The organism is Streptomyces sp. NPDC037013 (assembly GCF_055607265.1).
Genome location: NZ_JBVJRV010000003.1, coordinates 64,659 through 87,939 on the forward strand (window position 1 = coordinate 64,659; position 23,281 = coordinate 87,939).

Here is a 23,281-nt window from a genome sequence, read left to right on the forward strand (position 1 = left end):
CCGACGGGGTCACTCGCCTTCGAGCAGCTCAGGCCGCCACGTCTTGATTTCCGCGTCGAGTCTGCCTCGCCGTACGTCCTGGAGGGCCGCCGCATATCCGATCTCAAGTGCTCGCGCGAACACCTCAAGGACCTCCGTCGGTGCGTCGAGGTAGCCACTACCCGAGTGCAGGTTGGCAGCGGCCGCGGAGGCCAGGCGGTCGTCCTCGTCGCGCACCGTGGCTATGTGGAGGTCATTGATTGCCTGCACGAAACCGTCGAGCTGTTCCTGTGGTGTGTCCATGAGGGACAAGATGCGCAGCCGATCGCCAGCCGAAACGCTGAAACTCCGCCGCCCCGTCATCATGTGCACCGCTTGTGCACCGACCCTTTCACGGAGGGCGCGTCAATGCAGGTCAGAGGCGTTTCCAACCTCTACTTCGACATCTAGAAAGCGGTCCGGTCCCGGAGCGGTGTTTGTTGTTCCGGGGGTGGGTGTTCTCGGCCGTCGGTCGTGTCCGGTCCCTTAGGGGGCGGCGCGGTCGGCGGCTTTGTCGTGCAGTGGCAGGTGCGTTGTTACGTGGGGTGGTGGGTGGGGGGCTGAGGGTGTATCCACAGTTTGTTGATTCTGTGCAGTTTTGTCGGCGGGGGGATGGAAGACGGACTCCGGCGCCCATCTCGCTCCGTGGTGTCTGGGACCGTCGTGATGACACGGAGTGATTGCTTCCGAAGGAAGGTACGGGCCCCATGGGCATCTTCAGCCGCCGTCAGACCGCCACCGCCGAGCCCGCGTCCGGCGGCGGGCTCGGTACGCTCGTCCGGCAGGCCGGGGACGGCGGTGCCGCGCTCGATCCCGCGCTGCGCGCGCTGGACGGGCAGTGGACCATCGACCGGCCGCACAGCCGGATCGGCTTCTCCGTGCGGCACGCGATGGTCACGACCGTGCGGGGCGCCTTCGCCGACTACGACAGCACCTTGTACTTCGACGGCGTCCGGCCCTCCGCGTCCCGGGCCGAGCTCGTCATACGGGTCGCCAGCGTCGACACCGGCGTGGAGCAGCGGGACGCGCACCTCGTCGGCGGGGACTTCTTCGACGCCCGCCGCTACCCCGAAATGGTGTTCCGCAGCACCGCCACCGTCCACGAGGGCGGTGAGACCTTCCGGATGGCGGGCGACCTGACCATCCGCGACGTCACGCGCCCCGTCGAGTTGCAGCTGGACTACCTCGGCTCGGTCGTGGACCCCTTCGGTTTCGAGCGGGTCGGCTTCGACGGCACCACCACCATCGACCGCACCGAGTGGGGTCTCGTCTACAACCAGCGGCTCGCGGCCGGCGGCACCATGGTCAGCGAGAAGGTCCGGCTGCAGTTCGACATATCGGCCGTGCGGGACACCACCGCCCCCTGACGGACAGCTCTCTCAGGGCGTTGCCAGCGGCACCGGGCGTATGTGGGTCGTCAGGCGGCCCGTGTCGTCCAGGACGTGGAAGGCCACGGCCGGCGGCAGGTCGCGGTGGACGTGGTGGGACGGGTCCTCCTGGCGCTCCCAGGGGAGGCGGAGCGTGGAGACCACGCCCGGGGCCACGAGGAGGGGGCGCCCGGCGAACGTCGTCGCCGCGGGCGTGTGGGCGTGGCCGGCCAGGAACGCCGTCACGTTCGGGTGGCGGGCGGTCAGTTCCGCGAGGCGCTCCTCGTCGAACTGACGGATGCCGTCGACGTACGGCGTGTTCAGCGGGACCGGCGGGTGGTGGAAGGCGATCAGCACCGGTACCTCGGGCCGGGTGCCGGCCAGCGTGTCCGACAGCCAGGCGAGGGTCTCGTCCTCCAGCCTGCCGTGGTCCTCGCCGGGGACCGACGTGTCGCAGAGGGCGAGGACGAAACGGTCCGTGGCGTGGACGCGGTTGACCGGTGCAGTGCTCGGCGCCTCGCCCAGCAGGTGGGCACGGAACGCGGCGCGCTCGTCGTGGTTGCCCGGGCAGGCCAGCAGCGGGTGGCGGGAGGCGAGCAGCTTGCGGGCCGCCTCGTACTCGGACGGCGTGGCGTGGTCGGCGATGTCGCCGGTGGCGATGACGGCGTCCAGGTCGTACGGGAGGTCGTTCAGGTACGTCATGACCGCCCGGGTGCGCTCGACGCTGCGGCCGTCGTCCTCGTCACGGGTGTCGATGTGGGTGTCGCTCAGGTGGGCTATGACTGTCATGGTCTGGGTCGTGGTCTTGGCCGTGGTCTTGGTCTTGGTCGTGGCCGACATCGCTGGGTGGGCCTTCTTTCTCGCCGGGGGGCTTCGGCTCGCCGGCCCTCGGAGGGCCTTGTCGGGCCTTGGTCGGGGGCTCTGGGGGGCCTCTGGTTCTCTGGGGCCTCGGTGAATCTATGGGGGCCATGCGTCCGCCGTAAGGGCCACTCGTACGCAAGTGGCCCGGTCCCGCGGGCCGTTCGTTCAGCTCCGCAGGAAACGCACCGAGGGCCGCCCGCCCGAAGGGCCGCCGTCGCACTCCCCCGGTGTCACCACCGCCCGCACGCCGTACACCTCGGCGATCAGCTCCTCGGTGATCACCTCGGCCGGCGTGCCCGCGGCGTGCGCCACGCCCTCCTTCAGGACGAGCAGCTGGTCGCAGAACATCGCCGCCAGGTTGAGGTCGTGCAGCGCGATCACGCTGGTGACCGGGAGCTCCGCCACCAGGGTGAGCAGCTCCAACTGGTGCTGGATGTCGAGGTGGTTGGTGGGCTCGTCCAGCAGGAGTTCGCGGGGTTCCTGCGCGAGGGCGCGGGCGATCTGGACGCGCTGGCGCTCGCCGCCGGAGAGGGTGTGCCAGGCCTGGCCGGCGCGTTCGGTGAGCCCGGTGCGGGCCAGCGCGTCACGCACGGCCCGCTCGTCGTGCGGGGTGGGGGCCGACCACGCGCGGCGGTGCGGGATGCGGCCGAGTCGTACGACGTCTCCTACGGTCAACTCGACCTGGGTCGAGGCGTGTTGCTCCACCACGGCGACCCGGCGGGCCACCGCGCGGCGGCCCGTGTCGGCCAGGGGGCGGCCGTCCAGGGTGACCACTCCGGAGGCCGGGGCGAGGACGCCGGCGAGGAGGCGCAGGAGCGTGGACTTGCCCGAGCCGTTGGGGCCGAGGAGACCCACGGTGGCCCCGGCGGGCGGTGCGAGGCTGACCCCGTCGACGATCAGCCTGCCGCCGGCCTCCCGGCTGACCCGGTCGGCGCGCAGGCCGGTACTGGCGGTCACCTCCGGCGGGTTCACCGGGGACGAGCCAGGTGACGGCGGTGACCCTGCTCGGTCCGTCGCCGGGGACTTCGCCTCGTACCTCATGACACCCTCCGCGTCCGGTACAGCACCGCCACGAACGCCGGTACGCCGATGAGTGAGGTCACCACGCCGACCGGGACCTCCTGCGGGTCGAGCGCCGTGCGGGCCAGCGTGTCCACCCAGACCAGGAAGACCGCGCCGGCGAGCGCCGTCACCGGGAGCAGCCGGGCGTGGCCGGAACCTGCGAACGCGCGGGCCGCGTGCGGCAGTACCAGTCCGACGAAGCCGATGGCGCCCGCCGAGCTGACCAGGGCCGCGGTGAGCAGTGCGGTCGTGCAGAGCAGGATGAGCCGGGTGCGCGCGACCCGGACGCCCAGCGCCGCGGCCGCCTCCTGGCCGAACGCGAACGCGTCGAGCGTACGCGCGTGGGCGAGGCAGACGAGCAGCGTCACCGCGAGCACCGTGCCGCACAGCCACACATCCGTCCAGCCGATCCCGCTGAGCGAGCCGAGCAGCCAGAACAGCACTCCGCGGGTCGTCTCGGAGTCGGCCGCCGTGAGGACCACGAACGAGGTGACCGCGGAGAACAGCTGCATGGCCGCGACGCCGGACAGCACGACCCGGTCCGTGGTGTCGCCCAGGGTGTGGCTGAGGAGGAGCACCAGCGCGAAGGAGACCAGCGCGCCCGCGAAGGCGCCCGCCGAGACCGACACCGCTCCCCCGCCGACGCCGAGGACGACGACGGCGACCGCTCCGGTGGACGCCCCGGACGAGACCCCGAGGACGAAGGGGTCCGCGAGGGGGTTGCGGAGGAGGGACTGCATGACCGTGCCGCAGACGGCGAGGCCCGCGCCGCAGACCGCGGCGAGCAGCGTGCGGGGCATCCGCAGGTTCCAGACGATGCCGTCCCTGATGGGGGTGAGCGGGGAGTCGCCCCAGCCGAGGTGGGCCGCGACCGTCGACCACACGTCGGAGACGGAGATGTCCGCCGGGCCGATGGTCACCGCCACGGAGACGGACAGGACGAGCGCGGCGACGCCGGCCACCCACAGGAGCCCCAGCCTCGCGCCGTGCCGGAGCCCCGGCTGTCCGGTACGGGTACGGGTGTTACCCCTGTTCCCCACCGCCTCGCTCACTTGACGAGGCCGAACTTGCGCAGTCCTGCCGCGACTTGTTCGATGCCGTCGACCGTGCGGATCGTGGGGTTCATGGCCTGGCCGCTGAGCAGCACGTACCGCTTCTTCTTCACCGCGGTCAGGTTCTTCGTCGCCGGGTTGGTCTCCAGGAACCTGATCTTCTCCCGGGCGCTCTCCGCGGACTGGGACCTGCGCGTGAGGTCGCCGATGACGAGGACGTCGGGGTCGCGGTCGGCGACGGTCTCCCAGTTGATCTGGGGCCACTCCTCGCGGGTGTCGTCGAAGACGTTCTTCACGCCGAGTTCGCGGGTGATGATGCCGGGGGCGCCGCAGCAGCCCGCCATGTACGGGGCGTCGGAGTTGGCGAACCAGTACAGGAGCGTCGTGTCGGATGCGGCGGCCCTGTCGATGTCCTCGGTCGCCTTCGTGACCCGGCGCTTCAGGTCGGCGATGAGCTTCTCGCCGCGCTTCTCGACGCCGAAGACCTTCGCCAGGTCGCGCACCTCGCCGTAGACGGTGTCCATGGTGAGGGTCTTGACGCGCTTGCCGTCGCCGCCGCCGTCGTTGTCCTTGCCCGCGCAGTCGGTGGGCGAGACGTAGACGGGGACGCCGAGTCCGGTGAACTTCGTGCGGTCGGCGACGCCGCCCTTGCCGACGGTGTAGAGGAAGGAGGCGCTGACGAAGTCGGGTTCCTCGGCGAGGACCTTCTCCAGCGAGGGGTAGCGGTCGGCGAGCCGCTTCACCTTCGCGTTCTCCTGCCGGAGGTTCTTCAGGACCGGGTCGGTCCAGGTGCCGGTGCCGGCCATCCGGTCGGCGAGGCCGAGGGAGAGCAGGATCTCCGTGGACCCCTGGTCGAGGGAGACGGCCCGCCGGGGCGGCGCCTTCACCGTCGCCTCCTTGCCGCAGGAGGCGACAGTGACGGGGTAGCCGTCGGCGTTCTTGCCCGCCGGCCGCTGCGCGGAGCCGTCGCCGCACGCGGTGAGCGTGAGCGCGCCGGCGCAGAGGAAGCTGAGGAGGGCGGATATACGGGCTGTCGAGGACACGTGTTCCCTGGTCCCTTGAGTCTCGCGGCTCATACGCGGAGCCTGGCCTGCGTCTCGACCTCCGCCGCCCGGTGTGCGAGCGGAGGCGCCAGCAGGTCTTCGGACTCGGGATCGACCGGACGGGGCGCCTTCCCGGGCGTCCTGTGACACCCAGTGGCCGTGGCCCCGCCCGTCCCCCTCACCGCTGCGCGTCAGTTCCGGATTCGCACCGGATTCCCTGGCCCAGGTGTGGGTTTGACTGGCTTGCGCAAGTTATCACGCACGCCCGGGCCCGCTCATACGGCTTCGGCCGGGTCGGGCCTCGGCTCGCCGCGGTAGGTGCCGAAGGACCAGCGGTTCCCCTCCGGGTCCTCGATGCCGAACTCGCGGCTGCCGTACGGCTTGTCCTCGATCTCCGCGATGACCTTCACGCCGGCCGCGGTGAGGCGGCGGTACAGGTCGTCCACCCGCGCGGTGACGACGTACGCGGATCCGGCGCCGGGCCTGCCGCAGGTGGAGGCGGCGGCCGGGTCGTAGGAGCCGAGCATGACGCCGCCGCCCTCGGGCCAGTCGAGCTGGGCATGGGCGACGCGGCCCTCGTCCTCGTAGACGGCGGTGCGCAGGAAGCCGACGGTGCCGACCAGGAAGTCGATCAGGGCGGGGGCGTCCTTGGCCTGGAGGCCGGGCCAGATGGCGGGAGCAGGGGTGCGGAGCGGCTGCTCCGGCTCCGGGGCGCCGGAGGGCGAGTTCAGGATGGGGCCCGGTGTGGGGGCCGGGGTGGTGTTCGTGGCGGGGCTCTGGGCCGAATTCGTGGCGGGGCTCTCGGAGGAGTCTGAGGCGGGGTTCGGTGTGGTGTTCATGCCGTCGAGTCTTCGCCCTTGCCGTGCGCCCCGGCTTGGATATTCCGGCACTCTTCGGCCAGCCAGGCGGTGGGACTCACCCCCGTGTACTGCCGGAAGTCGCGGACGAGGTGCGAGTGGTCGTAGTAGCCGGCGTCGGCCGCGACCCGGGCGAGGTCGGGCGCGGCGCCCGCCGCGACCGCGCGGGCCACGGTGGCCTTGGCGTGCTGGAAGCGCATCAGACGTGCCGCCTGTTTGGGGCTCAGTCCCGTCTCGGCGCGGAAGAGCGCGGTCAGCCGGCGCTCGCTGAGCGCCACGTGCCGGGAGAGGCCGCCCAGGGTGCCCGCGCCGCGGTACCGGGCCAGCCATGCCCAGGCCTCGGCGACCTCCGGACGGACGGACCCGGCGGTGCCCCGGCGAGGCTCGTCGTACACGCGCCGCCGCAGATACGCGGAGAGGTGGGCGAAGCGGTCCTCCCAGCCGTCCAGTTCGCACAGTTGCTCGCGGACCTCGGCGGCGCGGTCCCCGAAGACGTCGGTCCCGGCGACGACGAGCGGGCCGGTCAGATCGGCGGCGGGCAGGCCGAGGAGGGCGCGGGCCGCGAGGGGGTGCACGGCGAGCTGGATGCCCGCCTCGTGCTCGGGCTGGACGACGTACGCGGGGCTCTGGTGCAGGCCGCCGACGACGATGTCGGTGCGCGTCGCGGCCGGGCCGGTGGCCTCTTCGGGGGTGGTGCCGGTAGCGATGGGCCCGTCGAGCGAGAAGATCACCGTCAGATACGGCGACGGCAGACCCCTGTGCAGGGCGGGAGGCTGCCCCGCGGTGCGGTAGCCGACCGCGGAGACGACCATGCCGTCGAGCCGGGGAACGGCCCGGGCGAACTCACGGGTGCCCATGCGTCCCAGTATGCGCGGCGCGTCGCGCTTCGTATCGCGCGGCCGAACGGCCGGAGCAGGCCGCAACCCGCCCCGGCGTCCCCCTCCGCTACCCGTGTTCACCTCCCCCATACCTCCCCGCCACGGTGACTTCGATCATGGGAAATGGGCGTCGCGCCCCATAGCATTGCGCGCCGCTCCGGACGGGGCGCATCTCGCTCTCAGGGAACGGCAGGGACGTAACGACATGGCAGTACGGGCAAAGGGCAAGCCGGGCAAGCTGAGCAAGCCGGCCGTCATCGGCACCACGGCGGCGCTGGCCGCCGCCGTCCTCGCGGGCGGCGCGCTGTGGCCGACGGACCAGGCGAGCGCCGCCGACACCTCGGCGGCCACCGCCCGTGAGCTGTCGCACTGGCCGAAGCCCGTGGCGAAGCGGCTCGGCAAGGTCATCGCCGCCAATGACCACAAGGGCGCGTACGCGGTCTTCGACGCGGACAACACGACGTACCGCAACGACCTGGAGGAGTCGCTGCTCCCCTTCCTGGAGATGAAGGGCGTCCTGACCCGCAAGACCATGGACCCCTCCCTGAAGGTCATCCCCTTCAAGGACAAGGCGGGCCACAAGGAGAGCCTGTACAGCTACTACAACCGGCTGTGCGAGGTGGACGACCAGGTCTGCTACCCGTGGGCCGCGCAGATCTTCTCCGGCTTCACGCTGAAGGAGCTCAAGGGGTACGTCGACGAGCTCCTCGCGTACGAGAAGCCGATCCCCGCCGAGTACTACGAGGACGGCGTGCTCACCAGGACCGAGGTGAAGCCGCCGGAACTGTCGCGCGGCATGCAGCAGCTCTACCGGACGCTGCGCGCCCACGGCGTCGAGGTGTACGTGGTCAGCGCGGCCGGCGAGGACCTGGTGCGGATGGTGCTCGCCGACCCGAAGTACGGGTACGGCGTGAAGCCGGAGAACGTCATCGGCGTCTCCACGCAGCTCAAGGACCGCAGGACCGGGCAGGTGACCAGCTCCCGCAAGGAGATCGCCGAGGGCCGCTTCGGCGAGAAGGACCGCGCCGAACTCGCGAAGCGGGAGCTGACGCCGAACCTGTGGGCGCCGCTGACCTGGTACGAGGGCAAGCCCGCGGCGATCAACACCTACATCGACGAGTGGAAGAAGCCGATCCTCGTCGCCGGTGACACCCCGGCGAGCGACGGCCCGATGCTGTTCCACTCCGCCGACGTGGACCACGGCGGCGTGCGCGTCTGGGTCAACCGCAAGGACTCGTACATGAAGCAGCTCGACGGGATGAAGAAGAAGAACGCCGAGCGCCAGCGCGAGCTGGGCCAGAAGGTGACCGCCGACAAGCGATGGCTGACCGTCACCCCGGACCAGATCAGCTAGGACGCCGATGCCGGCGCTGACGCCGACTCGGCGAAGGCGTCGGCCACTCGGTCCCGGTCGGCGCCGTCCGCCAGCAGCGCGTGCAGCAGGAGTCTGGCCTTCGGGGCGTCCAGCGGGCCCGCGGACATCAGCCCGCGCCCGAGCATGTCGTACTCGGAACCCGGGCCCTTGTACGTCTCGCCGAGCAGCGGGCCCGCGCCCGTGCGGGAGGCGAGGACGACGGGGATGCGGGCGGCGAGCGCGGTCAGCGGTTCGACGAGCCAGGCCGGGACGTGGCCGGCGCCGAAGGCCGCCACGACGAGTCCGCCGAAGCGTTCGTCGACGGCGTCGAGGAGTTCGCCGCGGTCGCCGAGCGTGAGCGTGACCAGGGCGACGCGGGCCGGGCCGCGCAGCCGGAGCGGGCGGGCGACGGTGGGCCGCGCCGGGCGGAGCAGGACGTGCGGCCTGCCCTCCACGACGCGGCCGAGCGGGCCCGCGCCCGGGGAGGCGAGGGCTGTCAGGGACGTGGTGTGGGTCTTGCGCACGTGCCGGGCCGCGTGGATCTCGTCGGCGAGGACCACGACGACGCCGAGGCCCGCGCAGCCCGGGTCCGCGGCGACGGCGAGGGCCGCGGCCAGGTTGGCCGGCCCGTCGGCGCCCGGCAGGTCCGGGCGGCGCATCGCGCCGGTGACCACGACGGGGGTGCGGGGCGCGCAGGCGAGATCGAGGAGGAAGGCGGTCTCCTCCAGGGTGTCGGTGCCCTGGACCACGACGACGCCGTGACCCGCCGCCGTCGCCGCGTCGACCCGCTCGGCGAGGTCGGCGACGTCCTCGAAGGCCAGGGAGGAGCTGGGGAGCCTGCGGACGTCGTGGACCCGCACGTCGACGCCGGGCGGGGCCGCGTCCGCGAGGACCTCGGCGCCGGAGAGGCGGGCCGAACCGCCGCCGCCCCGTGCGGAGATGGTGCCGCCGAGGGTGAACACGGACACGGTCGTCGCCATACGCCTCATCTTCCCTGCATGTGCCTCGCGGTCCCGGAGCCGGACCGAGGATAGGCGCCATGACCGACGACTCACCCACCGCGCCGAGCTCTTCTTCCTTGGAGGTCACCGCGACCGTCAGCGCGGCAATCGCCACCCGCACCCGGTTCAACCGACCGAAACGCCCTACGCCGACTGCGCCTTGGGGGATGCGCCAGCCGCCCGCCCCCTCCGCGGGGCGCGCGGCGCCGTCGACGTACAACTAGGGCATCTTGCGGAGCCTGCGGGCGGGCCGCTCAGCCGCGGCGCTCGCCCCCTCGGCCGTCCGGGAGCCGTCGGCGTAAAACCGGGTCAGCCAGCGGCGTATGACCAAGTCACCCCGCGCCGCCCCCAGGCGGACCCGACGGTTCCTCGTCCGTTACCCATGCTGCTATCCGCTTGGCGAGGCCGCCGCCCGCTCGGGTCCAGGCGAAGTGGTCCAGGCGGCGGCCCGCCTCCTGTGTCGTGTAGTGGCGGCGGGTGAGCCGGGCCCTCGGGACCTTGGCGAGGAGGTGGTCGAGGGCGGAGACCGGTGCGTACGTGTCCTGGTCGACGGAGATCGCGAGCACCGGCAGCGTCAGGCCGGCGAGTGCCGCCTCGTAGTCGAGCGCGGAACCCTTCGCGCTGTAGCGGCCGGTGCGGATCTGGCGTGCCCAGTCGCGCATGACGCCCTTGGGCTGGTCGCCGCCGAAGCCGAGCCGGGTGCCGGGCCAGCGGCCGAGCACGGTCGCGGTGACGGTGATCAGGAGCTGGACCAGGAGCAGACCCGCGGCGCGCGGCAGGCCGAACGCGCGGAACCAGACCGAGCCCGTCGCGACGATCGCCACCCCGTCGACGCCGCAGCCCCTGGAACCGGGGCGGCTTCCTCCCCGGGGTGTCTGACGCAACGCCGCGTAAATAAGGGCCAGTTGGCCGCCCAGGCTGTGGCCCAGGAGGTGCAGCGGTGGTTCGGGGCCGAGTTCGGCGCGGATCGCCGCGACGACCGCGGGAAGGTCCTCCTCGACGATGGCGCGGTAGCCGTGGTCGGGGGCGCCGGGCCCGGTGGCGGCCGGTGTCGCCTCGCCCTGGCCGCGCAGGTCGACGGTGAGCACCGTCAGGCCTTCGTCGTGCAGTTGGCGCGCGAAGCGGCGGTAGTAGCGGGCGGCGGTGCCCATCGCGGGCAGGATCAGCACCGCGGGGGCCGGGGGCGGCCCCGGCGCCGGGCCCGAGCCGGACGGCAGGAAGCGGTCCGGTGCGGGGGCGCGCAGCGCATGCACCGGAAGGCGGGTGCCGTCCGGGAGTTCGGCGGTCGTCAGGAGCGGCAGTTCGCCGATGGGGTCCGGCTGGGTCATGGAGCACAGCATGTCCCATCGCACAGGTGACCGCACGGGCTCGTACGAAAACGGGGCCGAGGCGGTCAACTCCCGCCACCGGCCCCGTACTTGATCGGGTCACCGCTCAGCACTCGCTCAGCAGGTGTTCACCAGGCGCTCAGCGGCTGTACCGCATCAGCGCCCGCACCATGTGGCAGGTGATGTCGGACGGCGGGTGGATCCCGACCTCCTCGGCCATGCTCCGTATGGTGCTGTTCGTCGCCTGGTTCGGCAGGTAGACGCCGGAGTCGAGCAGGGCGATGGCCAGGCGCATCGCCTTGAGGCGGCGGTTGTGGTTGATGTACCACTCGCGCGGGCGGCCGGCGGGCAGCGCCTTCTTCGCGCGCGGTGCGTACGGCAGGTCGATCAGGACGGTCTTCGGGACGGTCTTGGACACACGCTTCGACGTGAGTGCGGCAGCGGGCACGGGCATCCTCCTGTCGCGGTCGGGACCCCCCGTCGGGCGCCCTCGAACACTACTGTGATTCTACTGCGGGGCACTGACAATCGCCGCTGGCCAGACGCGCTTTGAGGTATTCGAACAGAGACCTGTCGCACACCCTGGAACGGGTGGTTCGCAGGTAGCGTGTGAGGCATGGAGATCTGGATCAACCCCGCCTGTTCGAAGTGCCGCAGCGCCCTCACCCTGCTCGACGCGGAGGGCGCCGACTACACGGTGCGCCGCTACCTCGACGACGTTCCGACCGAGGACGAGATCCGTGCCGTGCTGGACCGTCTCGGCCTGGAGCCCTGGGACATCACGAGGACCCAGGAGGACGCCGCGAAGGAGCTCGGCCTCAAGGACCGCGAGGCCTGGCCCCGCGACGAGACCGGCCGGGACCGCTGGATCAAGGCGCTCGCCGACCACCCGAAGCTGATCCAGCGCCCGATCATCACGGCCGACGACGGCACGGCGGTGGTGGCCCGCTCGGAGGAGGCGGTGCGGGACGCGCTCTCACGCTGAGGCACGGGTGAGGAACTCCCCCACCGCCCGGTCGAGTTCGGCGGGCCGGGCGAGGGGCAGCCCGTGATGGGAGACGCCGGGCAGGGTCGCCACCGTCACGTCGGGGAGGAGCGCCGCGGCGCGCGAGGCGACCTTCCGCGCGTCGTGGGCGCGGCCGCGCTCCGCGAGGAGCACCAGCGTGGGCGGCCGCAGGGCGCGCAGGGCCGCCGGGTCCGGGCGCGGCCCGGTGACCGGCCGGGCGGAGGGGAATGCGGCGGCGCGCTCCTGGAGGGTGAGCCAGTCGGCGTCGAGCGGGGCGCCGCCGGTCTCCCAGGCGAGGAAGGCGCGGGTGGCGCGCGCCGAGGGGCGCAGCAGGGTCGGCAGGGCGCGCAGCAGGTAGCCCGGGCGGAACCCGGCGAAGCACTGTGTGGGGTCGAGGAGCACCAGGCGCCGCACCCGGTCGGGTGCGCGCAGGGCGTGGTGCAGGGCGATCCAGGCCCCGTACGAGTGTCCGCAGAGGTCGGCGGCCGGGACTCCGAGGCCGTCGAGCAGGGCGTCGAGCCAGGCCGTGAGGTCGGCGGCGGTCCGCAGGGGCCGACCGGCCGCGGGGACGCTGCGTCCGGGTTCGCCGACCAGGTCGACGGCGAACACCTGGTGCGTACGGGCGAGTCCGGCCGCGTTGGCGAACCAGGTGACGCCCGTCGCGCCCCCGCCGGGCAGCAGGACGAGCGGGGTGGCGCCGGCCGGGCCGTGGACGGTGAGGTGGGTCTCCCCGTAGGGCGTGGGCACGGTCCTGGTCGTGGTCGCCGGGGGCCACTTGGCGAGGACCGCGTCGTACGCGGCGCGGAACGCCTCGTCCCCGGGCAGGGTGTCGGGTCTGTGCCGCTTCCGGTCCACGCTCCGCCTCCGTATTATCTCGCTCAGCGAGAGAATAGACGAGGTGGACCATGCCGAACAGCCCCGGCCGCGAACTGGAGATCGTGCATCTCCTGCGCGCCGTCACCGTCGAACTGAGCCTGCGCAGCGCCGTCTTCGCCGCGCGCCACGGCATGCACCCCACCGACGTGCGCGCCCTGATCCGCCTGATGGACGCGCGCCGCGCGGGCACGCCCCTGACGGCGGGCCGGCTCGGCGAGGAGCTCGGCCTGCACTCGGCGGGCACGACCGGCCTCATCGACCGCCTGGAACGGCTCGGCCACGTCCGGCGCGTACGGGACGAGTGCGATCGGCGCCGGGTCCTCATCGAGCTCGACGAACGGGCGGTGGCGCTCGGGCAGTCCTTCTTCGGTCCGCTCATCGGGCGCGCGGTGGAGCTCCTCGAGGGGTACGACGAGCGGCAACTCGCGGCGGTGGAGGGGTTCCTGGGCGGGGTGCTCGACCGGGCCGCCGCGACGGCCGCCGACCAGGACGGATAAAGGGAATGGATGGTTCCGGACTGATGGAACAGATACGGCAAACCGTTACATAGGCCTGCATAGCGTGGGGAGCTCCACGAGCCGACGACCGGACCGAGCGTCCGGCACACGGAAAGGAGCGCGCCGTGCGGAGCTGGATGTTCGGGGGCGTATACGGAACGGTCCTCGCGAGCGCGCTGCTCGCGGCACTGCAGTCGGAGGGCACGCCCTACACGCCGTACTACGACGCGGCCTGGGTCATGGTCACCGCGGGCACCGCCGCCCTCGCCCACGGATACGCCCACCACATGTCCTCCCACCAGCCGGGCCCGGGCCTCCACCGCTGGCGCCGGCTGGCCTGGGCGCTCGCCGACGAGTGGCCGGTCGTCATCGCCTGCTGGCCCACCGTGCTCCTGCTCGTGCTCGCGGGCGCCTTCGGCTGGCCCGAGGCCCCGGTCACGTACACCGGGCTGCTCCTCAACGCCGGACTCCTCTTCGGCTGGGGCACCTTCGCCGCCCTGCGGGTGGGCCACCGGCGCCGCCCGGCCGTCCTGATCGGCGCCGCCGACGCGGCGATCGGCCTGGTCATCGCGGCCGCCAACGCCGTCATCAAGTGACCGCGCCGGTGAGGTGGGCCACACGCGCTTCAGGTAACACGGGGTTCACACAAGAGCAACGGTCGGGAAATCGCCGGTTGCCAGGCTGCCGCACATCACCACGGCACCGCAGCACCCGCACGTTCTGCGCCGTACCGAGCGTTTAAAGGATGAGGCAACCGTGACCTTCAAGGCCGAGTACATCTGGATCGACGGCACCGCCCCCACCGCCAAGCTCCGTTCGAAGACGAAGATCCTCGCGGACGACGCGAAGGGCGCCGAGCTTCCGCTGTGGGGCTTCGACGGATCCAGCACGAACCAGGCCAAGGGTCACGCCTCCGACCGCGTGCTCAAGCCCGTCTTCACCTGCCCGGACCCGATCCGCGGCGGCGACGACGTACTCGTCCTGTGCGAGGTCCTCAACACGGACATGACCCCGCACGAGTCCAACACCCGCGCCGAACTGGCCGAGGTGGCCGCCCGTTTCGCCGGGCAGGAGCCGATCTTCGGCATCGAGCAGGAGTACACCTTCTTCGAGGGCGACCGGCCGCTCGGCTTCCCCGTCGGCGGCTTCCCCGCCGCGCAGGGCGGCTACTACTGCGGCGTCGGCTCGGACGAGATCTTCGGCCGTGACGTCGTCGAGGCGCACCTGGAGAACTGCCTCAAGGCCGGTCTCGGCATCTCCGGCATCAACGCCGAGGTCATGCCCGGCCAGTGGGAGTTCCAGGTCGGCCCGCTGGCCCCGCTGGAGGTCTCCGACCAGCTGTGGATCGCCCGCTGGCTGCTCTACCGCACCGCCGAGGACTTCAAGGTCTCCGCCACCCTCGACCCCAAGCCGGTCAAGGGCGACTGGAACGGCGCCGGCGCGCACACCAACTTCTCCACCAAGGCAATGCGCGAGGGTTACGCCCCCATCATCACCGCCTGCGAGGCCCTCGGCGAGGGCTCCAAGCCGCTGGACCACGTCAAGAACTACGGCGCCGGCATCGACGACCGCCTCACCGGCCTGCACGAGACCGCCCCCTGGGACGAGTACAAGTACGGCGTCTCCGACCGCGGCGCCTCGGTCCGCATCCCCTGGCAGGTCGAGGTGGAGCAGAAGGGCTACATCGAGGACCGCCGCCCGAACGCCAACGTCGACCCGTACGTCGTGACGCGGCTGCTCGTCGACACCTGCTGCACGGCCCTGGAGAAGGCCGGCCAGGTCTGATCCCGGACCGCCCGGCACCGAAGGGGGCGTCCACCGACCGAGGTGGGCGCCCCCGCCGCCATCTGATTCAATGGACCCCATGGGCAGCCACCGGAACACCTCGACGGGTCGTCATGACCTCGAGCCCTTCTGGCCCTCCCGGCAGCATCACGACTTCGACCGGGTGTGTTGCCGCGCGATGAACGCGCGGGCCCTGTAAAGCCGTTGCACCCGGCCTGATGCCGCCGCAACCGGCCTTCGCCTGACGCGCACGACGTACGTCTCGTTCTCGACGACTCCTTCGCGCGAAAGAGCTGACCCCACCATGGCGAACTCCCGTACCTTCACCGCCGCCGCTCCCGCCGGCGTCGCCCCCGTCCCCACCCCCGCCGCCCGCGGCCGGCTGCGGGCCGTCGCGCCCGACGAGGTGGCGCAGATCTCCGACTTCCTGCCGCCGGGCGCCACCTGGCTGCCCGCGCCGCAGCACTCCCTGCCGACCCTGCCGGGGCAGCCGCCGATGGTCGGCTACCTCGTCCTCGTACCGGCAGGCCAGGAACCCACCGCCGACCCGGTGGTGCCGCGGGAACGGCCCGCGCACGCCACGGGACCGATCAGGATCGACGCCGCGCAGCGCGCCGCCGAGGTCGACGGCCGCATCCTCGACCTCACCTATCTGGAGTTCGAGCTGCTCGCGCATCTCGTCGCGCACCCCCACCGGGTGCACACCCGCGACCAGTTGGTCACCACGGTGTGGGGGTACGGGCACGTGGGCGACGGCCGGACCGTCGACGTCCATGTCGCGCGGCTGCGGCGCAAGCTCGGCGCGGAACACCGCAGGGCCATCCAGACGGTGCGCCGCGTCGGCTACAAGTACGCGCCGCCCACACCCCGCTGACCTGCGGCAGTGCCGCGGAGCCGGGCTCTGCCCGGAGCAGAAACCGGTTCCGCGGCGCGGCCCGTGCGGGCAGAGTCACCCCCATGAGACTTCTGATGCTGGGTGGTACCGAGTTCGTGGGACGCGCGGTCACCGAGGCGGCCCTCGCCCGTGGCTGGGAGGTGACCGTCTTCCACCGCGGTCACCACGCGGCGCCCGAAGGGGCCCGGAGCGTGCACGGCGACCGCACGGCCGAGGGCGGCCTCGCGGGACTCGCCGACGGCGAGTGGGACGCGGTGGTCGACACCTGGTCGGCGGCGCCCCGGGTGGTGGGCGAATCGGCGCGGCTGCTCGCGGGGCGGGCCGAGCGGTACGTGTACGTCTCCAGCGGTTCGGTGTACCGCTACCCCGGGGCGGCCGGCTCCGACGAGGACTTCCCGGTGGTGGACGGCGACCCGGACGCGGAGGCGACGGCGTACGCACAGGACAAGCGGGGCGGTGAGCTGGCCGCGGTCGCCGGGTTCGGCGCCGGGCGGACGGTGCTCGCGCGCGCCGGGCTGATCCTCGGCCCCCACGAGAACATCGGGCGGCTGCCGTGGTGGCTGAACCGCGTCGCGCGCGGCGGCCCCGTGCTCGCCCCCGGCCCGCGTGACCTGGACATCCAGTACGTCGACGTGCGCGACCTCGCCGCGTGGATCCTCGACGCGGCCGTCGCGGGGCTGCACGGACCGTACAACCTGGTCAGCCCGCAGGGGCTGACCACCATGGGCGAACTGCTCGACGCGTGCGTGGCGACGGCCGGCGCTCCGGACGTGTCGCTGCGCTGGACGGCTCCGGAGGTGGTGCTCGGCGCGGGGATCGAGCAGTGGACGGAGCTGCCGGTGTGGCTGGCCCCCGGCGAACTCCACGACACGATGCACCGGACGTCCTCGCGGAAGGCGATCGAGGCGGGGCTCCAGGTCCGCCCCGTCGCGGACACGGTCGACGACACCTGGGAGTGGCTGCGCTCCATCGGCGGGACGGCACCGCAGCGGCCCGACCGGCCGGTGGTGGGGCTCGCCCCCGAGAAGGAGGCGAAGGCGCTGGGCCTCTGAGGCGCGCGGGACGGCCCCGGTGCGCGATGGGCACCGGGGCCGCTCCATGACATTCAGGGCCGCGTCAACGACCGCTCGCCACCGGGGCGTTGGGCCACCCGGCCCGCGGCGGCGCGTCCGGCGCCTCCTCCTCGTGGGAGAGCTGCGGCAGCCACCTCAGGTACCGCGGGGTGTGCCAGTTGCGCTCGCCCAGCAGGGTCATCAGGGACGGCAGCAGGACCATGCGGACCACCGTGGCGTCCAGCAGGACCGCCACTCCCAGGCCGACGCCCATCTGCTGCATGTCCTGCATGGACAGCGTGCCGAAGACCGCGAAGACGGCCACCATGATCACGGCCGCGCCGGTCACCGCGCCCGCCGTGCGCGTGATGCCCTCGCGGATCGCCGAGCGGTTGTCCATGCCCCGGTCGCGGAACTCGCGGATCCGGGAGACCACGAACACGTGGTAGTCCATGGACAGGCCGAAGAGGACGACGAGGACGAAGAGCGGCATCCAGTTCTCGATCGCGCCGGCCTTCTCCGAGCCGATCAGCTCCACCCCCCAGCCGTGCTGGAAGACGGCGGTCATCACGCCGTAGGCGGCGCCCACCGAGAGCAGGTTGAGCGCGATCGACGTCACCGCGATCACCACCGAGCGGAAGCTGAGGAGCATCAGCAGGAAGGTCACCGCCGTGATGAAGGCGAGGACCGGCAGGATGCCGCTGCCCAGCTGATCGCCGAAGTCCTCCGAGGAGGCCAGGTCGCCACCGACGTACGCCTTCGCGGGCACGCCGTCGAAGGCGGCCGGGACCGTGTCGTCCCGCAGCCGGTGGAGGGCCTTCTTCGCCTCGGCGTCGGTGCCGCTGCCCGGCAGCGGGACCGTGATCTCGGCGACGTCCGCCGCCCGGTGCACGGTGAGCGCGGCACCGTCACCGGCCTGCCGCGTCAGCGAACCGAGCGCGGCCCGCACCGGCTCCGCGTCGATGTCGTCGGCCTTCACCACCACCCGGGCGGGGGCGGGCCCGCCGGGGAACTTCTCGGTGATCTTCTCGTACGAGACGGAGAGCGGGGCGTCCGAGCCGAACTGCTTCTCCAGGCCCAGCTGTTCGGTCTTCATGCCGAGCGCCGGCGCGGCGAGGGCGAGCAGCAGGACGGCGGCGCCGGCCGCGAAGAACTTCGGGCGGGCGAGGACGGGCCGCAGGACGGTGCCCGCGATGGCGCCGCCGGCGTGCGCGCCCTTCTTGGCGCGGCGGTTGAGGAACGGGATGCGGCCGGCGTCGATCCGGTCGCCGAGCCAGGCGAGGAGCGCGGGCAGGACCGTGACCGAGCCGAGCATCGCCACGCACACCACCAGGATCGTGGCGACGGCGAAGCCCTTGAAGAGGAGCAGCCCGGAGAAGAACATGCCCGCCATCGCCACCATCACGGTGAGGCCGGAGACCAGGACGGCACGTCCGCTGGTGGCCGCCGCGATCCGCAGGGCCGTCTCCGCGTCCCGGCCGGCGGCCCGCTCGTCGCGCTCGCGGCGCAGGTAGAACAGGCAGTAGTCGACACCGACCGCGAGGCCCATCAGGAACATCACGGAGTACGTCGTCTCGGCGAGGTGCAGCTGATGGCTCGCGAGCGAGAGCAGTCCGAAGGCCGCAAGGCACGCGGTGAGCGCGAGCCCCACCGGGAGCAGCGCCGCGACCACCGCGCCGAAGGCGATCAGGAGGATGCCGAGCGCCAGCGGCACCGCCGTCAGCTCGGCCTTCCTGAAGTCGTCGGAGAGCAGGTCGGAGAGGGCCTTCTGGGCGCTGGCGTCGCCGAACTGGTGGACGGTGACGCCGTGGTCCGCCCCGTCCTCCGCCGCCTTCGCGACGGCGTCGAGCACCGGCTGCACACGGTCGCCGGCGTCGTCCGACGCGCCCTTGATCTCGAAGCGGAGCAGCGCGTCCCTGCCGTCGTCCGAGGGCAGCGGCGCCCGCAGCCCGCGTACGTCGCCGGTCGCCGTCAGGGCTCGGGACAGGTCGGCCGCCGCGTCCCGCCACCCGTCGGCGGACCGCGCGCTGACCATGACGAGCTCCGCCGCGGGCTCGTCGATGCCGGCGTCCTCGAGGATCTTCGCGGCCCTGGCCGAGTCGCCGACGTCCATCTCGTCGTCGGAGGCGGTGACCATGCCGGAGCCCCCGCCGATCACCGTGGCGAGCACCACGAAGACCAGCCAGCCGAGGACGGCCGCCTTTCTGTGGTGTGCGCTCCACACACCGATTCGTGCCGCGAGGTTCTGCCTCATGGCGATCCGCCCCCATCAACTCTGCGTATATGCGCCGGACATGACGCCTCACACGCTAGGAACCGGCGGGTGCGCGCCCCAGCCGCCGAGGCCCCCTCTCCGCGGAGCGCAGGGCGAGGCCGGGGGGTGTCGTCAGGTACACCCCGGGACGGGTGCGGAACCCAGTGCCCCGCACCGGCGCGACCAGCCAGAATGGGGGGGGTGCCGGTCGCGGGAGCGGGCGGCGGGACGATCCGACGAGAGGGGCTCATGGCCATGACGAGGCTACGGAACGCGGTGGCCGCCGGAGGGCGGGGCCTCTATCTGGCGATCTTCTCGCTCGCGGGCTCGGTCACCCTCTTCGTCCTCTCCGTGCTGTCGATCGCGTTCATCCTGCTCGGGGTCGGGGTGTTCACCACCCCCGTCGTCCTGACGGCGGTCCGGGGGTGGGCGACCCTGCGGCGCGACCAGGCCGGCCGGTGGGCGGGCGTGCGCATCCCGGTCCCGTACCGGGCGCTCCCCGCCGACCTGCGCACCGGCGTCACCGGGCAGGTGGAGCGCTGTTCCCTGATGCTCAAGGACCCGGCGACCTGGCGGGACCTCCAGTGGCTGCTGGTCGACATGACCGGCGGAGTGCTCACCTCGATCTTCGCCCCCGCGCTGCTGCTCTACTGGCTGTACGGCTGGGTCCTCGCCCTCGGCGTCTGGAAGCCGATCTACGAAGCGGGCGGCGGCGAGTGGTACGGGTTCATCCACGTCACCTCGCAGTCCGCGGCGAACCAGGCCGCGGCGCTCGGCACGGCCCTGCTGGTGCTCGGCGTTTTCGTCAACCCGTCCCTGATCCGCGGCCACTTTCTCCTCGCCCGTACGCTGCTCGCGCCCACCACGAGCATGCGGGAGCGCGAACTGGCCCTGCGCGTCGACCGGTTGACCGAGACCCGGCACGACGCCGTGGACAACTCCGCCGCCGAGCTGCGCCGCATCGAGCGCGACCTGCACGACGGCGCGCAGGCCCGGCTTGTCGCCATGGGCATGGACCTCGGCACCATCGAGGCGCTGATCGACGCGGATCCCGCCAAGGCCAAGGAGCTGCTCGCCAAGGCCCGGCAGAACTCCGGCGAGGCGCTGACCGAGCTGCGCGACCTGGTCCGCGGCATCCATCCGCCGGTCCTCGCCGAACGCGGCCTCGGCGACGCGGTGAAGGCCCTCGCGCTGCGGCTGCCGGTCGCCACGGAGGTCGACGTGGAGCTGGCGCGCCGCGCCCCGGCGCCGGTCGAGTCGGCCGCGTACTTCGCGGTCAGCGAGAGCCTGACCAACGCGATCAAGCACTCCGGCGCCGACCGCATCTGGGTGGACATGCACCACGCCGACGGCATGCTGCGCATCGCCGTCACCGACAACGGCAAGGGCGGGGCGGTGGTGGGGGCGGGCTCCGGGCTGAGCGGCGTCGAACGCCGGCTCGGTACATTCGACGGCGTACTGGCCGTCAGCAGTCCCGCGGGCGGCCCGACCATGGTGACCATGGAGATCCCTTGCGAGTTGTCCTAGCCGAAGACCTCTTCCTGCTCCGCGACGGCCTGGTGCGGATGCTGGAGGCGTTCGACTTCGAGATCGCGGCGGCCGTGGAGAGCGGGCCCGAACTGACCAAGGCCCTCGCGGAGTTGCAGCCGGACGTCGCCGTCGTCGACGTCCGGCTTCCGCCGTCCCACACCGACGAGGGCCTGCAGTGCGCGCTCGCCGCGCGCCGGGCCCGGCCGGGGCTGCCCGTCCTGGTCCTCTCGCAGCACGTGGAGCAGTTGTACGCGCGCGAGCTGCTTGCCGACGGCAACGGCGGGGTGGGCTACCTCCTCAAGGACCGGGTCTTCGACGCGGCGCAGTTCATCGACGCCGTGCGCCGGGTCGCGGCCGGCGGCACCGCGATGGACCCGCAGGTCATCCAGCAGCTCCTCTCGCGGCGCTCGGCGGACCAGCCGCTCGGCGCGCTCACCCCGCGTGAGCGCGAGGTGCTCGAACTCATGGCGCAGGGACGCTCGAACGCGGCGATCGCCGCGCAACTGGTCGTCACCGAGCGGGCCATCGCCAAACACACCTCCAACATCTTCGGCAAACTGGATCTGGCGGTCTCCGACGACGACAACCGGCGCGTGCTAGCCGTCCTCGCCTACCTGGACCAGGGGCGCTGAAGACCAGGAGCGCTGAAGCCCAGGGGCGCTGAACACGCCGGGCCCTTGATGCGTATGTAGCCCCATGGGACGCACAAAGGGACGTACTTCACGAAAACGATCAAGGCTCGCGGGTCGCATGGTCGCCGCGTCCGCGGCGCTGCTGCTGGGCGGCGGAGGTCTCGTCGCCGTGAACGTCTACGCCAACGCCGAAGAGGGCGCGGACCGGCCGCCGCCCCAGAACGCCGCCCAGCAGGTGTCGACCATCAGCTGTCCGGACGTGGGGAACCGGCTACCGGAGGTCCCGCGCGGGGCGCGCGGCGAGGTCGACAGGGGCCTGGCCGAGCTGGACACCCAGATCACCCGGGCCTACGACCGGTTCGGCCGGGTGCGGGACAAGCAGTCCGTCCTGCCTCCGCTGGAGGAGGAACGGCGCGGCACGCTCGGCCGGATCGGCGACGCGCTGGCCGACTCCGGCGCCCGGCCCGACGGCCTGGACGGCATGGCGCCGTGCACCCTGCGCGCGGACGACCGGCAGCCCGGACAGGGCCAGGGCCAGAGCGGCAACGGCCCCGAGGCCGGTGACTTCGTTCCGATCCAGTCCGTCCGGCCCGGCGCGGGCCGCCCCCGCGACGGCCGCGGCGCCTCCCGGGGCACCTTCACCACCGACTGCGGCCGGAACGAGAACGGCAAGTTCAACCCGGACAACGTCATCGTGGCCCCCGGCGTCAGCAACGGCGCGCACCACATGCACGACTACGTGGGCAACCAGGCCACCGACGCCTTCTCCGACGACGGCGATCTCGCGAACGGCGGGACGAGCTGCCGCAACCGGGGCGACAGGTCGACCTACTACTGGCCCGTGCTGAGGCTGCAGAACGGCAAGGACGAGAACGACGCCGGGGCCGACGGCGGCGGCCGGGACCAGAACGTCGGCGAGATCCAGACCCCGGCGGCGGTCTCGCTGAAGTTCGTCGGCAACCCGCGGAGCAAGGTCGTGCCGATGCCGCGCTTCCTGCGCATCATCACCGGCGACGCCAAGGCCTTCACCAACGGCGACGCCAACGCCAACGCCTCCTGGAGCTGCACCGGGTTCGAGAACCGGCAGCTGAAGGACAAGTACCCGATCTGCCCCGAGGGCAGCAAGGTCGTACGGACGTTCCGCTTCCAGAGCTGCTGGGACGGGCGGAACACCGACAGCGCCAACCACCGCACCCACGTCGCCTTCACCGACCCGCGCACCGGCGCCTGCCCACAGGGCTTCCGCGCCATTCCGCAGCTCGTGCAGCGCATCGTGTACGACGTGCCGCCGGGCCCCGGCTTCGCCGTCGACTCGTTCCCCGAGCAGTTGCACAAGCCGGTCACCGACCACGGCGACTTCATCAACGTCTTCGACGAGCGTCTGATGCGGCGCGTCGCGCAGTGCGTCAACGCGGGGCAGCGCTGCACCTGACCGATCGTCCGACAATCGTTCAGCCCATGCGGTGATCGTGGTGGCCGCCGTGTCTCCCCGCGGCGTCCACCACGGTCCCGCCCAGCCGGCCGCGCAGGGCCGCGATGTCCCGGGCGCCGCCGACCGCCACCCAGGACCCGCCGACGAGGTACGTGCCCCCGTAGTCGTCCGCCTCGTCGAGCCATTCGGCCTGGCCACGGGCGTCCGTAAAGGTTACGAGGACGTAGCGCCGGGCACCGTTCTCACAGGTGGCCTGGCGCAGTTCGGCCGCGTCCGTCCGGATCTCGGGCCTGCACCCCGCCTCGGCCGCCAGCTGCTCCAGGCTGCCGCTCGCCGTGTCCGGCGTGCCGTCACCCCCCGAGCCGCACCCCAGCACCATCAGCAGACCTCCCACAGCCATGCCCGAAAGCGCGCTCCGTGCTGCCCTCATCGTCACACCAGCCTCTCCCGGCGACTTGAACACGCCATCTCCCTCTCCACCGTTGAGCGCGGGGGGCGGCA

The 23,281-nt window shown here is 72.4% G+C and carries 24 protein-coding genes and 1 riboswitch; of the genes, 11 read left to right on the forward strand and 13 right to left on the reverse strand.

Annotated features, from left to right (window positions below; translation table 11 throughout):
• Nucleotides 1-9: 9 nt before the first annotated feature.
• Complete coding sequence (locus tag ACZ7DY_RS10230; RefSeq protein ID WP_471132581.1) at nucleotides 10-282, reverse strand: hypothetical protein; 273 nt, start codon at nucleotides 280-282, stop codon at nucleotides 10-12.
• 443 nt (nucleotides 283-725) lie between these two features.
• Here ACZ7DY_RS10230 and ACZ7DY_RS10235 point away from each other — a divergent pair, with 443 nt between their 5' ends.
• Nucleotides 726-1,385, forward strand: a complete 660-nt coding sequence (locus ACZ7DY_RS10235) for a YceI family protein (RefSeq protein WP_471132584.1) — start codon at nucleotides 726-728, stop codon at nucleotides 1,383-1,385.
• Between the two features lie 12 nt (nucleotides 1,386-1,397).
• On the opposite strand, the gene ACZ7DY_RS10240 is transcribed toward ACZ7DY_RS10235, so the two are convergent.
• The 6 genes from ACZ7DY_RS10240 to ACZ7DY_RS10265 all read right to left on the reverse strand — a co-directional run bounded on the left by ACZ7DY_RS10240 (nucleotide 1,398) and on the right by ACZ7DY_RS10265 (nucleotide 7,117).
• The gene (locus ACZ7DY_RS10240) at nucleotides 1,398-2,174 is read right to left on the reverse strand and encodes a metallophosphoesterase (RefSeq protein ID WP_471134465.1); all 777 of its coding nucleotides are present in this window, start codon (nucleotides 2,172-2,174) and stop codon (nucleotides 1,398-1,400) included.
• Between the two features lie 237 nt (nucleotides 2,175-2,411).
• Nucleotides 2,412-3,203, reverse strand: a complete 792-nt coding sequence (locus ACZ7DY_RS10245) for an ABC transporter ATP-binding protein (protein WP_471132587.1) — start codon at nucleotides 3,201-3,203, stop codon at nucleotides 2,412-2,414.
• 80 nt (nucleotides 3,204-3,283) lie between these two features.
• Nucleotides 3,284-4,348, reverse strand: a complete 1,065-nt coding sequence (locus ACZ7DY_RS10250) for a FecCD family ABC transporter permease (protein ID WP_471132590.1) — start codon at nucleotides 4,346-4,348, stop codon at nucleotides 3,284-3,286.
• An 8-nt stretch (nucleotides 4,349-4,356) separates the two neighbouring features.
• Nucleotides 4,357-5,403 (reverse strand): ABC transporter substrate-binding protein, encoded by a 1,047-nt coding sequence (locus tag ACZ7DY_RS10255; RefSeq protein WP_471132593.1) that lies wholly within the window; start codon nucleotides 5,401-5,403, stop codon nucleotides 4,357-4,359.
• A gap of 73 nt (nucleotides 5,404-5,476) precedes the next feature.
• Nucleotides 5,477-5,661, reverse strand: a riboswitch (cobalamin riboswitch).
• 17 nt (nucleotides 5,662-5,678) lie between these two features.
• Entirely contained in the window at nucleotides 5,679-6,242 is a 564-nt protein-coding gene (locus ACZ7DY_RS10260; protein ID WP_471132596.1) for a VOC family protein, read from the reverse strand.
• Nucleotides 6,239-7,117, reverse strand: coding sequence for a helix-turn-helix domain-containing protein (locus ACZ7DY_RS10265; protein WP_471132599.1), 879 nt, complete (start codon nucleotides 7,115-7,117; stop codon nucleotides 6,239-6,241). The genes ACZ7DY_RS10260 and ACZ7DY_RS10265 overlap by 4 nt, the downstream gene beginning before the upstream one ends.
• A 226-nt stretch (nucleotides 7,118-7,343) precedes the next feature.
• Here ACZ7DY_RS10265 and ACZ7DY_RS10270 point away from each other — a divergent pair, with 226 nt between their 5' ends.
• Nucleotides 7,344-8,492, forward strand: a complete 1,149-nt coding sequence (locus ACZ7DY_RS10270) for an HAD family hydrolase (RefSeq protein ID WP_471132602.1) — start codon at nucleotides 7,344-7,346, stop codon at nucleotides 8,490-8,492.
• Here ACZ7DY_RS10270 and ACZ7DY_RS10275 read toward each other — a convergent pair.
• From ACZ7DY_RS10275 to ACZ7DY_RS10285, 3 genes are all read right to left on the reverse strand, one after another.
• Entirely contained in the window at nucleotides 8,489-9,472 is a 984-nt protein-coding gene (locus tag ACZ7DY_RS10275) for an asparaginase (RefSeq protein ID WP_471132604.1), read from the reverse strand. The two genes, ACZ7DY_RS10270 and ACZ7DY_RS10275, sit on opposite strands and share 4 nt — an antisense overlap.
• Nucleotides 9,473-9,825: 353 nt before the next feature.
• The gene (locus ACZ7DY_RS10280) at nucleotides 9,826-10,821 is read right to left on the reverse strand and encodes an alpha/beta hydrolase family protein (protein WP_471132606.1); all 996 of its coding nucleotides are present in this window, start codon (nucleotides 10,819-10,821) and stop codon (nucleotides 9,826-9,828) included.
• A gap of 139 nt (nucleotides 10,822-10,960) precedes the next feature.
• Nucleotides 10,961-11,269 (reverse strand): hypothetical protein, encoded by a 309-nt coding sequence (locus ACZ7DY_RS10285; protein WP_471132607.1) that lies wholly within the window; start codon nucleotides 11,267-11,269, stop codon nucleotides 10,961-10,963.
• Between the two features lie 168 nt (nucleotides 11,270-11,437).
• Between ACZ7DY_RS10285 and ACZ7DY_RS10290 the strand changes: the two genes are divergently transcribed.
• Complete coding sequence (locus tag ACZ7DY_RS10290) at nucleotides 11,438-11,806, forward strand: arsenate reductase family protein (RefSeq protein WP_471132610.1); 369 nt, start codon at nucleotides 11,438-11,440, stop codon at nucleotides 11,804-11,806.
• Here ACZ7DY_RS10290 and ACZ7DY_RS10295 read toward each other — a convergent pair.
• Nucleotides 11,798-12,682, reverse strand: a complete 885-nt coding sequence (locus ACZ7DY_RS10295; RefSeq protein ID WP_471132612.1) for an alpha/beta fold hydrolase — start codon at nucleotides 12,680-12,682, stop codon at nucleotides 11,798-11,800. The genes ACZ7DY_RS10290 and ACZ7DY_RS10295 overlap by 9 nt on opposite strands.
• Before the next feature lie 50 nt (nucleotides 12,683-12,732).
• On the opposite strand from ACZ7DY_RS10295, the gene ACZ7DY_RS10300 reads away from it, so the two are divergent.
• The 5 genes from ACZ7DY_RS10300 to ACZ7DY_RS10320 all read left to right on the forward strand — a co-directional run bounded on the left by ACZ7DY_RS10300 (nucleotide 12,733) and on the right by ACZ7DY_RS10320 (nucleotide 16,932).
• The gene (locus ACZ7DY_RS10300) at nucleotides 12,733-13,200 is read left to right on the forward strand and encodes a MarR family winged helix-turn-helix transcriptional regulator (protein ID WP_471132613.1); all 468 of its coding nucleotides are present in this window, start codon (nucleotides 12,733-12,735) and stop codon (nucleotides 13,198-13,200) included.
• 125 nt (nucleotides 13,201-13,325) lie between these two features.
• Nucleotides 13,326-13,796, forward strand: coding sequence for a hypothetical protein (locus ACZ7DY_RS10305; RefSeq protein ID WP_471132616.1), 471 nt, complete (start codon nucleotides 13,326-13,328; stop codon nucleotides 13,794-13,796).
• A 160-nt stretch (nucleotides 13,797-13,956) separates the two neighbouring features.
• Nucleotides 13,957-14,985 (forward strand): glutamine synthetase, encoded by a 1,029-nt coding sequence (gene glnII / locus ACZ7DY_RS10310; RefSeq protein ID WP_471132618.1) that lies wholly within the window; start codon nucleotides 13,957-13,959, stop codon nucleotides 14,983-14,985.
• Nucleotides 14,986-15,289: 304 nt separating this feature from the next.
• Nucleotides 15,290-15,859: a winged helix-turn-helix domain-containing protein gene (locus ACZ7DY_RS10315; RefSeq protein ID WP_471132621.1), complete on the forward strand. Its 570-nt coding sequence runs from the start codon at nucleotides 15,290-15,292 to the stop codon at nucleotides 15,857-15,859.
• Nucleotides 15,860-15,942: 83 nt separating this feature from the next.
• The gene (locus ACZ7DY_RS10320) at nucleotides 15,943-16,932 is read left to right on the forward strand and encodes an NAD-dependent epimerase/dehydratase family protein (protein WP_471132624.1); all 990 of its coding nucleotides are present in this window, start codon (nucleotides 15,943-15,945) and stop codon (nucleotides 16,930-16,932) included.
• Between the two features lie 64 nt (nucleotides 16,933-16,996).
• Here ACZ7DY_RS10320 and ACZ7DY_RS10325 read toward each other — a convergent pair whose 3' ends face one another.
• A complete protein-coding gene (locus ACZ7DY_RS10325; protein ID WP_471132627.1) occupies nucleotides 16,997-19,186 on the reverse strand; it encodes an MMPL family transporter in 2,190 nt (729 codons plus the stop codon).
• A gap of 249 nt (nucleotides 19,187-19,435) precedes the next feature.
• Between ACZ7DY_RS10325 and ACZ7DY_RS10330 the strand changes: the two genes are divergently transcribed.
• The 3 genes from ACZ7DY_RS10330 (at nucleotide 19,436) to ACZ7DY_RS10340 (ending at nucleotide 22,780) form a co-directional block, all read left to right on the forward strand.
• Nucleotides 19,436-20,713: a sensor histidine kinase gene (locus ACZ7DY_RS10330; protein ID WP_471132630.1), complete on the forward strand. Its 1,278-nt coding sequence runs from the start codon at nucleotides 19,436-19,438 to the stop codon at nucleotides 20,711-20,713.
• Nucleotides 20,698-21,348: a LuxR C-terminal-related transcriptional regulator gene (locus ACZ7DY_RS10335; protein WP_471132632.1), complete on the forward strand. Its 651-nt coding sequence runs from the start codon at nucleotides 20,698-20,700 to the stop codon at nucleotides 21,346-21,348. The genes ACZ7DY_RS10330 and ACZ7DY_RS10335 overlap by 16 nt, the downstream gene beginning before the upstream one ends.
• 64 nt (nucleotides 21,349-21,412) lie before the next feature.
• Nucleotides 21,413-22,780 carry a DUF1996 domain-containing protein gene (locus ACZ7DY_RS10340; RefSeq protein ID WP_471132634.1) on the forward strand — a complete coding sequence of 456 codons (1,368 nt, stop codon included), beginning with the start codon at nucleotides 21,413-21,415 and terminating at the stop codon, nucleotides 22,778-22,780.
• A 19-nt stretch (nucleotides 22,781-22,799) separates the two neighbouring features.
• Here the strand turns inward: ACZ7DY_RS10340 and ACZ7DY_RS10345 are convergent, their stop codons facing one another.
• The gene (locus ACZ7DY_RS10345) at nucleotides 22,800-23,180 is read right to left on the reverse strand and encodes a hypothetical protein (RefSeq protein ID WP_471132637.1); all 381 of its coding nucleotides are present in this window, start codon (nucleotides 23,178-23,180) and stop codon (nucleotides 22,800-22,802) included.
• Nucleotides 23,181-23,281: the final 101 nt, after the last annotated feature.